We start from the raw sequence: 13,618 nt of genomic DNA on the forward strand, positions 1-13,618 counted from the left end.
GGCTCGTCTATGCTGGAGTTTTCGATTGCCAGCGAGGGTGCGTCATGGGCCTGAACGAAGCGAGCCAGCGGCTGCGGCGCGAATTATTGAACATGGCCTTCCGCCATGAGGGACTGGCGACCGACCTGGGGCGGGCCGCCGAGCAGCTGCCGGCGTCCCAGGCGGTGCACCTGGTGCGCATGGCGGCCTTCCTGCAGGGCGATGCCGAACGGCTGATCGCCATGGCCGAGCAGGTGCGCACGGGCGTCATCAGCGCCAGCGACCCCTGACCCCTCCAAAGCACTATTCCCTTCCTCCGGCGTGCGGGTAAGGTGGCGGCAGAACACCGCTGGATTGCCCATGAACCGCAACGCCGCGCCCCCGCAGGCCCGCCAGGTCGTCCTGGCCAACGGCCTGGGGCTGACCCTGGTGCACGACCCGCAGGCCACCCGCGCCGCCGCCCTGGCGCGGGTGGCGGCCGGCAGCCATGACGAGCCGCGGGCGCACCCCGGGCTCGCGCATTTCCTCGAACACCTGCTGTTCCTCGGCGGCGCGTGCTTCGCCGCGGGCGAGCGGCTGATGCCCTGGGTGCAGGCGCGGGGCGGGCGGCTGAACGCCAGCACCCGGGCGCGCACTACCGACTACTTCTTCGAAGTGCCCGCCGCGGAGCTGGACGGCGGGCTGGCGCGCCTGCTCGACATGCTGGCCCGGCCGCGGTTGGAAGTTAGCGCGCAACTCGGCGAGCGCGAGGTGCTGGAGGCGGAATACATCGCCCGCGCCAGCGATGCCGGCACGCTGATCGACGCGGCCCTGGCCGCCGGGGTGGCCGAGGGGCATCCGCTGCGCCGCTTCGTGGCCGGCCGGCGCGCCAGCCTGGCGGTGGAGGCGGCGGATTTCCAGGGCGCGCTGCGGGACTTCCATGGCGGCTTCTACCGGCCCGGCAATGTGCAGCTGTGGCTGCAGGGGCCGCAGTCCCTCGACGAGTTGCAGGCCCTGGCCGCCCGGCACTGCGGGGATTGCCCGGCCGGCCCGGTGCCGACCCGCGACCTGCCGCCGGCCCTGGCGCCGCTGGCCGGCGACAGGCTGCACCTGCGCCTGCCCGGTGCGCCGCGCCTGGTGCTGGGCTTCGCCGTGGCCGAGCTGGAGGCCGCCGCCGAGCAGACCGTCGATGCCCTGGCCGGCCTGCTGGGCGACGAGGCGGAGGGTGGATTGCTGGCCTGGCTGGGCGAGCGCGGGCTGTGCGATGCGGCGAGCTTGCGGGTGGCCTACCGCGCGCCGGGGCAGGCGTTGCTGGCGGCGACCTTCGAACTGGCGCAGGCGCGGGATGCCGCGCAGGTCGAGGCGGCCTTTCTCGATTGGCTGCGGGCGCTGCGCGAGGGTGGCGGCGTTGCCTTGGTGGCGAACGAAGCACGGCAACTGCCTCCCTTGGAGCAACTGCAACGGCGTGCCCGGGGCCTGCCGGCGCCGGTCTCGCCGCAATGGCTGGCGGCGCTGGACGCTTCGCGTCTGGTCCGCCTGCTGGTCGCGGCGGATGCGCCGGGCCAGCCCGCCTGCGTAGCCGGCTTCGACCTGCACCTGGGGCGCAGTCCGGTCGAGCCCGTAGCCTTTGCCCCTCAGCCTTGGCGTTTTGCGGCGCCGCCTGCGGTCAGCACGGCGGCAACGGGAGCGATCCATTTGCGTTGGCGCTTCCCGAGCGCGCCAGCCCATAGCCACTTCCTCGCTGTGCGCCACGGCCTGCGCCCGCTGGCCGGGCTGGCGCGGCGCAATGGCGTGAGCCTGCGCCTGGACGAGGAGGGCGCCGACTGGGCCCTGGGCCTGCAAGGCCCGGCCGACCGCCTGGAAAGCTGCCTGGACAGCGCCCTGGCGCTACTGGCCGAGCCCCCCGCGGCAGTGCTGGCCCAGGGGGAGCGCCTGCTGTTGCGCGAGCGGCAGCAGAAGGCCGCCGAACTGCCGATCCGCCGCCTGCTCGACGCCTTGCCGGTCCAGTTGGCGGGGGAGGGTGCGGCTTTGCCGGACTGGTCTTTGGCGCGCTGGGATGTGCTGGCGCGTAATGCCGAACTGCCCCAGCCAAGTCGGGTGCCCGGCCTGTTGGCGACGGAGCCGCTGTTGCCGACGGCACTGGTTCCGGGCCGCCATCGCTGCGACATGGCGGGTGAAGGCGAGTCGGCGCTGCTGCTGTTCTACCCGCTGCCAGGGCGGGATGCACCGCAGGAAGCCGCCTGGCGCCTGCTGGCGCGCGAGCTGGAAGGCGGCTTCTACCAGCGCCTGCGCGTCGAGTTGAACCTGGGCTATGCGCTGTTCTGCGGCTTCCGCCAGGTCGCCGGCTGGCGCGGGCTGCTGTTCGCCGTGCAGTCGCCGCACGCGCAGCCGGACGCGCTGTTCGGCCACCTGCGCACCTTCCTGGAAGACGCCGCCATCTCCCTGGGCGAACTGCCCGACGCCCGCCTGCACGACCTCGCCCATAGCCTGGCGAACGAGCCGGCCGGCGAGAACGCGGCCTGGCGCGACCAACTCGCCGGCGTGGATGCCGATCACGCGCAACGCGTGGCCGAGGCCGCCCGCCGCATCACTCGCACCGATCTCCAGGCCGCCCATGCCGCATTGCTGGACGAGCAGGGCGGCTGCTGGCTGCTGACCAACCGCGCCTGATCTCTTTTCTACACCTTCTTCCGCTACTGCCCGGGCGTACCGCCCCGGGCACGTGCGCCTGCGACTTTGGTCCTGCGCCGCAAGGCCCGCTGCCAAGGTGCCGCTACCCCCGCGACCAAGGCGCCGGGCCTTGTGGTGGCCTGGTGCCATGGCCTTGCGCAGCGATCCGGCAAGCCCCACGCAAGCAGCGCCGAAGTGCGCCCAAAGCAGCGTATGGCGCCGCGCGGGGCGTTTCGATAATCGCCTCCGCCACGACCCCGAACGGTCATCCATCCCCTGCGGAGCGCGTCATGAACAAGAACAACACCGCCATTCGCCGTTTCCTGCCCCTGGCCCTGGCCTCGCTGGGCAGCCTGGGCTGCCTGCCGGCCGTCGCCGACATCAAGCTGTACGACAAGGACGACACCACCTTCTCCACCGACGGCTACTTCAACGCCTTCTACGTCAACAGCGACGTGGACCGCGAGGGCGACACCTACGACCGCCGCCAGTCGCGGGTGAAGATGGGCTTTTTGCCCAACTACATCGGCTTCAACTTCGGCAAGAAGATCGACGGCCTGACCCTCACCGGGCGTTCCTCGTTCTGGGTGACCATCAACGACAGCGAGCAGGACGGCACCGACACCGCCATCGACGTGCGGCAGTTCTACGGCAACGTGGCCGGCGACTGGGGCGAGGTGCTGATCGGCAAGGACTTCGGCCTGTTCTCGCGCTCGAACATCTTCCTCGACGAACTGCTGGCCGGCTTCGGCAACGCCAGCGACACCCTCGGCCTGGTGGACGGCAAGGGCGTGTCCTTCGGCAACATCGGCACCGGCTACCCGTACCCGTTCCCCACCTCGCAGATCACCTACCGCAACAACAACCTGGTGGACGGCCTGCGCGTGGCGGTGGGCATCATGGACCCGATCGACACCAACCAGATCGACAAGGACGCCAGCGATGGCCTGGACGACAAGGCCTACCAGGACAACCCGCGCTACGAGAGCGAGATCAGCTACCAGTTCGACCTGGGCGGCGCGCAGATCTACAGCTGGGTCAACGGCGCCTACCAGACCTCGAAGAACACCAACGACCAGGTCGACGACGTCACCTCCAAGGGCCTGGGCTACGGCATCCAGGCCAAGTTCGGTGGCGTGTCGCTGACCGGCTCGGGCTTCACCGCCAAGGGCATCAACCCCTTCTTCACCAACAACGCCGGCGAAGCCGCGCTGCGCGAGGTGGACAGCCGCGGCATGCTGCTGCAGGGCTCCTACACCTGGGGCAAGAACCGCCTGGCGCTGTCCTACGGCAAGACCGAGGACGACGGCAACGGCCTGGGCAGCGCGGCGGACTACTCCACCCGCGGCATCGCCTACTTCCGCACCATCAACGACAACCTCAAGCTGGTGGCCGAGTACAACCAGTATGAGATCGACGGCCGCAAGGGCTCGCTGGTGAGCGAAGACACCGACACCTTTGCGGTTGGTGCGGTATTGAACTGGTAATAATCCTCAGAGCTCCTTTGGCAGTAATTGGGCGGGGCGGCGGTGGCGTCGGTCCGCCGTTTTTTTTGTGGAGGATGGTGTTCTGTCGGGAGGGTCTTTGAAGAGCGCCCTCTCCCCAGCCCTCTCCCTGAAGGGAGAGGGGGCTAGTCCGTGCCGAGAGGAGGAGTGGTTTCAGCCGGTAACTTTCGGTTTTGCCGGCTAACGCCGAAACATCAGCACACACCGAACGGTTCCCTCTCCCTTCAGGGAGAGGGTTGCGGACACCAACCCCGCTCCGCAGCTGAACCTGACTCCGCTGTTCATTGTAGGAGCGGGCCCTGCCCGCGAATCGCGCGCAGGGCGCGCTCCTACGAATGACACGGAGCTACACCTTTCGGAGGTCCCCGCCAGCACCCAAGTAGCATGGGGCCGCGCCAGGCGCCTTCGTAGAATGCCCCCGTGGTCAACCGGCGTTGAGGCAGGCGTATGCAGGAAGGGCAGGGCGAAGGGGTAGTCAGGGGCATGTCCAGCGCCCGCGATGCGGAGGCGGTGGCCCAGGACCTGGCGCGGCAGTTGATCCACCCGCACCTGGGCTTCGTGCTGTTCTTCTGCTCCGCCGAGTACGACCTGCCGGCCCTGGCCGCCGCGCTGGAGCAGTACTTCGGCGGCATCGAGCTGGTCGGCTGCACCACCGCCGGCGAGATCACCCCCCAGGGCTACGGCCGCGGCTGCGTCAGCGCGGTGGGGTTCGACGTGCGCAGCTTCGCCGTGGCCAGCGCGCTGATCGACGAGATGGAACGCTTCAGCCTGATCGACGCGCAGCAGCTGGTGGAGGCCCTGGTGGCCGACTGCCGCAGCAGCGAGTTGGCGCCGATCAAGGACCACAGCTTCGCCCTGACCCTGCTCGACGGCCTGTCCAGCCGCGAAGAGGTGGTGCTGGCGGCGCTCAGCGCGGCGCTCGGCGCCATCCCGCATTTCGGCGGCTCGGCCGGCGACGACAACCACCTCACCCATACCCACGTCTACTACCAGGGCCAGTTCCACACCGGCGCGGCGGTGGTGCTGCTGTTCAACACCTGGCTCGACTTCGAGGTGTTCACCACCCACCACGTGGTGCCGCGCGGCGAGAAGCTGGTGGTGACCCGCGCCGACAGCGCCAGCCGCCGGGTGCTGGAGCTCAACGCCGAGCCCGCCGCCCTGGAATACGCCCGGCTGGTCGGCGTGGAGCCCCACGACCTGAGCTTCGAGCTGTTCTCCCGCCACCCGCTGGCGGTGCGCATCAAGGACCAGTACTACGTGCGCTCCATCCAGCAGGTGCACGACGACTTCAGCCTGACCTTCTACTGCGCGGTGGAGAACGGCATCGTCCTCACCGCCATGAGCACCGGGCCGCTGCTGCCCAACCTGCAGGCGCAGTTCGCGCGCCTGCACGAACGCCTCGGCCCGCCGCTGCTGAGCATCGGCTGCGACTGCTTCCTGCGCCGCCTGGAGCTGGAAGTGGCGGGCGACAGCGCAGCCACCGCCGCTTTTCTCCGCCACCAGCAGGTGATCGGCTTCAACACCTACGGAGAGCAATTCAATGGCATGCACATCAACCAGACCTTCACCGGCGTCGCCATTGGCCGTCCCCGTGGCGGCGCCGGCTGAGCTGCTGGCGCGCATCGACGAGCTCGAGCGCGACAAGCTCAAGCTGCAGCGCATCAACACCGCGCTGATCGAGCGCATCGAATCCAGCGCCTCGCGCGGCGACGGCGCCTACGGGGCCTTCCAGCACTCGGTGGTGCTGGCCGAGCAGGTGCGCGAACGCACCGACGCCCTGAGCCAGGCAATGGCCGAGCTGAAGTCCAGCAACCAGCTGCTCAGCGACGCCCGCCTGCGCGCCGAGACCGCCCACCAGCACCTGCTGGACGCCATCGAAAGCATCTCCGACGCCTTCGTGCTGTTCGACCCGCAGCAGCGCATCGTTCTGTTCAACGAACGCTTCCGCGCACTCTGGGCGCCCACCCGCGCGCGCCTGGGCGCCGGCACCCGGCTGGCCGAGGTGCGCCGCCTGGCGCAGAGCAGCGGGCTGATAGTCGAGGAACAGCGCAGCAACGACGACGAACACACCCTCTACCGCCTGCGCGACGACCGCTGGGTGCGCATGAGCGAGCGGCCGACCCGCGACGGCGGCCTGGTGGTGCTCTACACCGACATCACCGAGATCAAGCTCAGCGAGACCGCGCGCCGCGAGCAGGCGGTGGCGCAGAAGTCGCACCTGCTGCAGCGCGCCGTGGACAACCTGTCCCAGGGCGTGGCCATGGTCGGCGCCGAGGGCGCGCTGGAGCTGTGGAACCGGCGCTTCCTGGAGCTCTGCGGGCTGGCGCCGATCGGCGCGCACCGGCCCTTCGCCGACGTCATGGGCGAGAGCGGCCTGCCGCTGCTCACCCCGCGCAGCCGCGGCGACGACGGCGCGCCCCTGGCGGCCCTGGAGCAGCGCCTGTTCGACGGCCGCATGCTGGAAATCCGCACCCACGCGCTGCCCACCGGCGGCTTCGTCAACACCTTCACCGACATCACCGAGCGCTACCGCCACGCCGAGGCGCTGCGCGAAAGCGAACGCTGGATCCGCCTGATCACCGACCAGGTGCCGGCGCTGATCGCCTACCTCAACGCCGACCTGGTCTACGAGTTCACCAACAAGGTCTACGAGCAGTGGTACCGCTGGCCCAGCGGCGCGATGCTCGGGCGCAACCTGCGCGAGGTGCACGGCGCCGAGCACTGCCGGCGCCTGGAGCCGTACTTCGAGCGGGCGCTGTCGGGCGAGAGCGTGACCTTCGAGATCGCCGAGACCAACCTGGCCGGGCAGGAGCGCTACATGCAGCGCTCCTACGTGCCCAACCGCCAGGCCGACGGCCAGGTCGCCGGGCTGTTCGTGCTGATCCGCGACATCACCGAGCGCCGGCGCACCGCCGAGGCGCTGCACCAGGCCTACCAGAACCTGGAGCAGCGGGTGCGCGAACGCACCGCCGAGCTGACCAGCCTGAACGACCAGCTCAAGCGCGAGATCGACGAGCGCAGCCAGGTGCAGGCGCGCCTGCGCGAGGCCAAGCGCGAGGCCGAGCAGGCCAACCTGTCGAAGACCAAGTTCCTCGCCGCGGTCAGCCACGACCTGCTGCAGCCGCTGAACGCCGCGCGGCTGTTCACCAGCGCCCTGCAGGAGCGCGGCGAGGGCGACGGCCTGGTGCGCAACATCAGCCACTCGCTGGAGGACGTGGAGAACCTGCTGGGCACCCTGGTGGACATCTCCAAGCTAGACGCCGGGGTGATCAAGCCGGACATCGCGCCCTTCGAGGTGGGCGAACTGCTCGGCAACCTCGCCGCCGAATACCGCCAGATCGCCGCCAGCGAAGGCCTGCGCCTGGACTACGTGGCCTGCGACGCCCAGGTGCGCAGCGACCTGCAACTGCTCGCCCGCATCCTGCGCAACCTGCTGTCCAACGCCATCCGCTACACGCCCGCCGGTCGCGTGCTGCTGGGCTGCCGGCGGCGCCGGCAGAGCCTGTGGATCGAGGTCTGGGACACCGGCATGGGCATCCCGGCGGACAAGCTCGGCGAGATTTTCCAGGAGTTCAAGCGCGGCGACACCCAGCGCTCCCACCAGGACCGCGGCCTGGGCCTGGGGCTGGCGATCGTCGAGAAGATCGCGCGCATGCTCGGCCACCGCATCCAGGTCGGCTCGGTGCCCGGCAAGGGCTCGCGCTTCGCCGTCGAGGTTCCGCTGGCGCGCGGGGCGGTGCGCGCGCGCCCGGAACCGGCGCAGCAGGCCGAACACCTGGTGGAACGCCTGCGCGGCTCGCGGGTGTGGGTGCTGGACAACGACGCGGCCATCTGCGCCGGCATGCGCACCCTGCTGGAAGCCTGGGGCTGCCGGGTGGTCACCGCGCTATCGGAAGAAGACCTGGCGCGCCAGGTGGACAACTTCCACGCTGAAGCCGACCTGCTGATAGCCGACTACCACCTGGACGACGGCTGCAACGGGGTGGACGCCGTGGCTTCGATAAACGCCCGCCGCGGCGCGCCGCTGCCGGCGTTGATGATCACCGCCAACTACAGCAACGAGCTCAAGCAGCAGGTGCGGGAGTTGGGGCATACGCTGATGCACAAGCCGGTTAGGCCGATGAAGCTGAAGACGGCGTTGTGTCACCTGATGGATCGCGCTGGTTGAAGCTGGCGCCGTACCTGTAGGAGCGGGCCCTGCCCGCGATTTTCGCGCGCAGGGCGCGCTCCTACATGGGGGATGGGGGCGGAGTAGGGCGGATAACCGTTCGCGGTTATCCGCCGTTGGTTGGGGGCGTGGCGGTGAAAGGTTCGACTTCGGTGCCGGGGTTGGCGTCCGCAACCCTCTCCCCAGCCCTCGGCTGCGCGCCCCGCCCTGAAGGGAGAGGGGGCTATCCGTGCCGCCGGTGGTTTTCGTGCCATCCGGCAACACCGGCGTGGCCGGCGAGCGCTGAAATCACACTTCACGCCGAACGGTCCCCTCTCCCTTCAGGGAGAGGGTTAGGGAGAGGGGCTTGTCCGTGCGGAGAAGGGATCTGGTGCCAGCCGGATACTCGGTACAAACCGGCTAACGCCGAAACGTCAGCGCACGCCGAACGGTCCCCTCTCCCTCTGGGAGAGGGTTAGGGTGAGGGAGCGGAGGTTGGCCCAGCAGAGGAGTCACCGGCAAACAGGTTCACGAGCAAGAACTAGGCGTCCCCCTCGCTCCTACGAAAAGCCAACCAGTGCTCAAGCCCGCTGAACAGCCGGCACACGCACCTTGGCCCGCAGTATCAGCGCAATCCCCCCCAACACCGCGCAGGACACCAGCAACAACCGCAAACTGATGTGCTCCCCCAGCACCAGCGCCCCGGACAACGCCGCCAGCACCGGCACACTCAACTGCACCGACGCCGCCTGGATCGCCGACAGCCCCGGCAACGCCGCGTACCAGATGGCATAGCCAATCCCCGAAGCCAGCGCCCCGGACAGCACCGCGTAGACCACGCCCGGCACATCCCCCCGCAACTGGCCATGGAACACCAGGGCCAGCACGGCGGCAAAGGCGATGCCACGAACGAAGTTGCCCGTAGTCACCGCCAATGGATCGCCCGCATTTCGCCCCAGCAGCGAATACAGCCCCCAGGCCACGCCGGACAGCAGCATCAGCAGGGCGCCCGTCAGGGGCGGCGCGCCGGCGCCGGGCAGCAGTTGCACCAGCAGCCCGCCCAGGGCCAGGGCGAAGCCCAGCAGGGCCTGGCCGGCCAGGCGTTCGCCGCGCAGCAGGCCGACTACGAGCATGGTCACCTGCACCGCGCCGAACAGCAGCAGCGCGCCGGCGCCGGCGTCCAGCTGCACGTAGGCGTAGGAGAAGGCCGCGGCGTAGACGAACAGCGCCGCCGCCGCGCGCCAGTTGCCTTTGGCCTCGCCGGCCCGGCCGCGCAGGCGCAGCAGCAGGCCGAGCATCAGCGCGCCGGAGAGGATGCGGATGCCGGTGAAGCTCACCGCGTCCAGCTGGGTGGCCTTCAGGGCCAGGCGGCAGAGCAGGGAATTGCCGGCGAAGGCGAGCATCGCCAGCGCTGTGAGCAGCAGGGTGCGCGAGGCGGGCATGGCGGCTCCCTAGCGGCGCAGGTAGGCGGCGAAGTCGATGTCGCCGGCGCTGAGGATGGCCTGCACGCGGTTGTGCACCTTGAGCTTGCGCAGGATCGCCGAGACGTGGGCCTTCACCGTGGTCTCGGCGATCTCCAGGTTGTAGGCGATCTGCTTGTTCGACTCGCCCTTGGTCATGCGTTCGAGCACCAGCAACTGCTTGCGCGTCAGCGCCTGCAGCAGCTCCGGCGGGATGCCGTGCTCCTCGTGGCCGCTGCGCCGCGGCGAGGCCTTCTGCGTGCGGATGATGTCCGAGGGCAGGTAGACGTTGCCGTTGAGGATCTGCTCGATGGCCTCGGTCATCTGCGCCCGCGGCGAGGACTTGGTGATGAAGCCCACCGCGCCGTAGGTGATGGCCTGCAGCACCACCTGCTTGTCCTGCTCGGCCGAGACGATCACCACCGGGATGGTCGGCGCCTCGTTGCGCAGGTTCATCAGGCCGCTCAGGCCGTGCATGCCGGGCATGTTCAGGTCGAGCAGGATCAGGTCCAGGTCGTCGTGCTCCTGGGTCAGGCCCAGGGCGCTGTCGAGGTCGGCGGTCTCCATCACCTCGCTGCCGGGGAAGCCGTCGGCGATGACGTTGTGGATGGCCTCGCGGAACAGCGGGTGATCGTCGGCGATCAGGATCTTGTACATGGCCTACACCTCGTTGTTGTCGTTATGGGCGGCGGCTAGCCGTTGCCGGGTGTGCTCAGGGGAAAGGGTGCGGCTGGGCGTCCTGCAGGGGCAGGCCGGCCTGTTCCCAGGCGTCTACTCCGTCACGGTACCAGTAGAGCCTGGAATAGCCCAGCGCATGGGCGCGGCGGACCGCGTTCCAGCTGGCCCAGCAGTCCGAGCGGCAGTAGAACACCAGCGGGCGCGTCGGGTCGCCCTCGCTCAGCTGCCGCAGGTTCTCGCGGAAGTAGGCCTGCCAGGGCGCGCTCAGCACGCCGTCGCCGGTGTTGGCCAGCCACAGGCTGCCGGGCAGGTTGCGGTGTGGTTCGTTGGCCACGAACCGGCCGTTGAGCCAGGTGCGCCGGTACACGTCCACCAGGCGCGTGTGCGGCTCGCGCTTGAGCAGCGCCTGCAGGGCGGCGGTGTCCAGAGTGGTGGCGTGGTCGGCGCTGGCCGGGGTCGGGCTGCGGTACTGGCTGGTGCGGTAGCCGTCGCTGGAGAACAGCGCTTCGTCCGCATGGGCCAGCGGCAGGCCCAGCAGCGCGCAGAGCAGGGCAGGGGCTAGGCGGAGCATGGTGGCATCTCGATATTTATTCTTCTGCCCGCCATTACATGCCAGGGGCGCTGCTTTGGAAATTCGACGTCCGGAGGGTTGATCCAGTACCAAAGTAGGAGATTTCAGCCCTTGCGCAGCGCCGCGTGCTGCGGGTTGAAGGTGAGCAGCGCAAGGCCGGCGAACAGCAGCGTCAGCCCCAGGCACACCGCCAGCGCCAGCGGGTCGAAGCGCTGGTACAGGGCGAAGCGCACCAGCTCCACGGCGTGGCTGAAGGGGTTGAGCGCGCACAGCCAGTACAGCCCCACGCTGGCCTCGCGCATCTTCCACAGCGGGTACAGCGCCGAGGACAGGAAGAACAGCGGGAAGATCACGAAGTTCATCACCCCGGCGAAGTTCTCCAACTGGCGGATGGCGTTGGACAGCAGCAGGCCCAGGGCGCTGAGCAGCAACGCCGCCAGCAGCAGCGCCGGCAGCGCCGCGAGCAGGCCCCAGGCCGGCGGCTGCACGCCGTAGAGCCAGGCGATGGCGAGGAAGGCGTATACCTGCAGCAGCGACACCAGCGCCGTGGCCAGCAGCTTGCCGGCCAGCAGGAAGGCGCGCGGCAGCGGGCTGGTGAGCAGTACGCGCATGCTGCCCATCTCGCGGTCGTAGACCATCGACAGCGAGCCCTGCATGCCGTTGAACAGCAGGATCATGCAGCACAGCCCGGGGACGATGTAGGTCTCGTAGGTCACGTAGGTGTCGTAGGGCTCGATGATCGAGATGCCCAGCGCGGCGCGAAAGCCCGCGGCGAACACCAGCAGCCACAGCAGTGGGCGCACCAGGGCGCTGAGGAAGCGCGAGCGCTGCAGCACGAAGCGCAGCCACTCGCGCACCACGATGCCGCGCAGGCATTGCCAGTAGGCGGCGGGGCCGAAGCCGAGGGTGTCGTAGGTGCTCATGCGCAGGCTTCCAGGCGGGTGAGGCGGGCGAAGGCGCGGGGCAGGTCGCCGTCGTCGGCGGCGCTGACCTGTGCCGCTTCGCCCTGGGCCACCAGGCGGCCGCGGTCGAGCACCAGCAACTGGTCGTCGCCGCGCACCTCGTCCAGCAAATGGGTGGTCCACAGCACCGCCAGGCCCTCGTCGCGGCACAGCTGGCGCACGTGTTCGTTCAGCCCCTGGCGCGCCGCCGGGTCCAGCCCCACGCTGGCCTCGTCGAGCAGCAGCAGGCGCGGGCGGTGCAGCAGCGCGCGGGCGATCTCCACGCGGCGGCGGTGGCCGCCGTTCAAGGTGCGCACCTTGTCGCGGCGGCGTTCCTGCAACTGCTGGCGGGCCAGCTCCTGCTCGATGCGCTCGGCCGCCAGGGCCCGCGGCAGGCCGTGCAGGGCGGCGTGGTAGCGCAGGTTCTGCTCCACGCTCAGGTCCAGGTCCAGGGTGCTCTGCTGGAACACCACGCCCAGCTGGCGCAGGGCCAGGCGCGGCTGGCGGGCCAGGCTGCAGCCGCATACCTCGATCTCGCCCTGTTGCAGGTCGTACAGGCGCGTGAGCAGGGCGATCAAGGTCGACTTGCCGGCGCCGTTGGGCCCCAGCAGGGCGGTGAAGCGCCCCTCCGGCAGGGTGAAGTCGATGCCGTCCAGCGCCTTGCGCGCGCCGTAGGCGAAGCCCACGCCCGCCACCCGCAGGGCGTTCATGGCGTCACCACCACGCCCCAGGGGTAGCGCCCGACCTTGATCGAGCGGGTCACCTTGAGGTCCTTCACGTCGATCACCGACACGTCGCCGCTGACGCCGTTGGTGGCCAGCAGCAGGCTCTCGTCCGGGTTGAACGCCAGGTGCCAGACGCGGCGGCCCACCAGCAGGTAGTCGAGCACCTCGAAGGTCTTCGCATCCACCACCGCCACGTGGTTGGCCGGGCCCAGGGCGACGAAGGCGTACTTGCCGTCGCTGGTCAGCTTCACGCCCACGGGCTGGATCTTGTCCGGGTGCACGCCCTTGATGGCGAAGCGCAGGCTCTTGAGGATCTTGCGGCTGGCCACGTCCACCACGCTGACGCTGCCGCCGATCTCCGCCGACACCCAGACCTGGCTGCCGTCCTTGTTGAACTCCGCGTGGCGCGGGCGCTGGTCCACCAGGGTGCTGTCCACCAGCTTCTGCGTGGCGGTGTCGATCCAGTGCAGCATGTTGGTGGTCTCGCTGGTGTTCACCGCCCACTTGCCGTCCGGGCTCACCGCCATGCCCTCGGGCTCCACGCCCACGTCGATCTGCCCGAGCACCTGGGCGGTCTGGGTATCGACCACCGTCACCAGCGCGTCGTCCTCGTTGGAGACGTACAGCCAGCGGTCGTTGGGGTGCAGGGCGAACTGCTCGGGGTCGGCGCCGGAGGGCAACTGCCTGACGATCTTGCCGCTGGCCAGGTCCATCACCTGCACGGTGTCGGAGTCGCTGGCGCAGATGTACAGCAGCTTGTTGTCGTGGGACAGCGCCAGGCCGCGCGGGCGCTTGCCGGTGTCCAGGGTGCCGGTGACGGTCATGCTGTCCAGGTCGATGACGCTGATGTTGTTGTCCTTCTCGTTGGACACGTAGGCCTTGGCGGCGAAGGCCGGCGGCGCCAGGCACAGGGCGGCGGCCAGCAGGGAAGGGGCCAGGGTGGCTGGGAACATGGCAGGTCGG

General features: G+C 69.6%; 11 protein-coding genes. 5 read left to right on the forward strand and 6 right to left on the reverse strand.

Going from position 1 to position 13,618, the window contains the following annotated elements; all coding sequences use genetic code 11:
- The first annotated feature begins 44 nt into the window (after positions 1 to 44).
- The 5 genes from QSJ95_RS09850 to nahK all read left to right on the forward strand — a co-directional run bounded on the left by QSJ95_RS09850 (position 45) and on the right by nahK (position 8,301).
- Complete coding sequence (locus tag QSJ95_RS09850; RefSeq protein ID WP_009622991.1) at positions 45 to 269, forward strand: hypothetical protein; 225 nt, start codon at positions 45 to 47, stop codon at positions 267 to 269.
- Positions 270 to 339: 70 nt separating this feature from the next.
- A complete protein-coding gene (pqqF, locus tag QSJ95_RS09855; RefSeq protein WP_285642030.1) occupies positions 340 to 2,628 on the forward strand; it encodes a pyrroloquinoline quinone biosynthesis protein PqqF in 2,289 nt (762 codons plus the stop codon).
- A 290-nt stretch (positions 2,629 to 2,918) separates the two neighbouring features.
- Positions 2,919 to 4,115 carry a porin gene (locus QSJ95_RS09860; protein ID WP_043316469.1) on the forward strand — a complete coding sequence of 399 codons (1,197 nt, stop codon included), beginning with the start codon at positions 2,919 to 2,921 and terminating at the stop codon, positions 4,113 to 4,115.
- A gap of 465 nt (positions 4,116 to 4,580) precedes the next feature.
- Positions 4,581 to 5,741, forward strand: a complete 1,161-nt coding sequence (gene nosP, locus QSJ95_RS09865) for a nitric oxide-sensing protein NosP (RefSeq protein ID WP_269962896.1) — start codon at positions 4,581 to 4,583, stop codon at positions 5,739 to 5,741.
- Positions 5,674 to 8,301, forward strand: a complete 2,628-nt coding sequence (gene nahK / locus QSJ95_RS09870; RefSeq protein WP_081884674.1) for a hybrid sensor histidine kinase/response regulator NahK/ErcS' — start codon at positions 5,674 to 5,676, stop codon at positions 8,299 to 8,301. Before nosP ends, nahK begins: the two co-directional genes overlap by 68 nt.
- 560 nt (positions 8,302 to 8,861) lie before the next feature.
- Here the strand turns inward: nahK and QSJ95_RS09875 are convergent.
- The 6 genes from QSJ95_RS09875 to QSJ95_RS09900 form a co-directional block, all read right to left on the reverse strand.
- Positions 8,862 to 9,722 carry a DMT family transporter gene (locus tag QSJ95_RS09875; RefSeq protein WP_285642036.1) on the reverse strand — a complete coding sequence of 287 codons (861 nt, stop codon included), beginning with the start codon at positions 9,720 to 9,722 and terminating at the stop codon, positions 8,862 to 8,864.
- Between the two features lie 9 nt (positions 9,723 to 9,731).
- On the reverse strand, positions 9,732 to 10,397 hold the full coding sequence (gene agmR / locus QSJ95_RS09880; protein WP_058070436.1) for a response regulator AgmR: 666 nt from the start codon (positions 10,395 to 10,397) through the stop codon (positions 9,732 to 9,734).
- Positions 10,398 to 10,452: 55 nt separating this feature from the next.
- The gene (locus tag QSJ95_RS09885; RefSeq protein WP_058490087.1) at positions 10,453 to 10,989 is read right to left on the reverse strand and encodes a PQQ-dependent catabolism-associated CXXCW motif protein; all 537 of its coding nucleotides are present in this window, start codon (positions 10,987 to 10,989) and stop codon (positions 10,453 to 10,455) included.
- Between the two features lie 104 nt (positions 10,990 to 11,093).
- Positions 11,094 to 11,912, reverse strand: a complete 819-nt coding sequence (locus QSJ95_RS09890) for a lanthanide ABC transporter permease protein PedC (RefSeq protein WP_052267777.1) — start codon at positions 11,910 to 11,912, stop codon at positions 11,094 to 11,096.
- Positions 11,909 to 12,640, reverse strand: coding sequence for a lanthanide ABC transporter ATP-binding protein PedB/LutE (locus QSJ95_RS09895; protein ID WP_285642042.1), 732 nt, complete (start codon positions 12,638 to 12,640; stop codon positions 11,909 to 11,911). The genes QSJ95_RS09890 and QSJ95_RS09895 overlap by 4 nt, the downstream gene beginning before the upstream one ends.
- Positions 12,637 to 13,608, reverse strand: a complete 972-nt coding sequence (locus tag QSJ95_RS09900) for a YVTN family beta-propeller repeat protein (RefSeq protein WP_285642044.1) — start codon at positions 13,606 to 13,608, stop codon at positions 12,637 to 12,639. The genes QSJ95_RS09895 and QSJ95_RS09900 overlap by 4 nt, the downstream gene beginning before the upstream one ends.
- Between the last annotated feature and the right edge of the window lie 10 nt (positions 13,609 to 13,618).

Source organism: Pseudomonas sp. NBRC 100443 (assembly GCF_030268185.1).
Taxonomy (GTDB): Bacteria; Pseudomonadota; Gammaproteobacteria; order Pseudomonadales; family Pseudomonadaceae; genus Pseudomonas; species Pseudomonas citronellolis.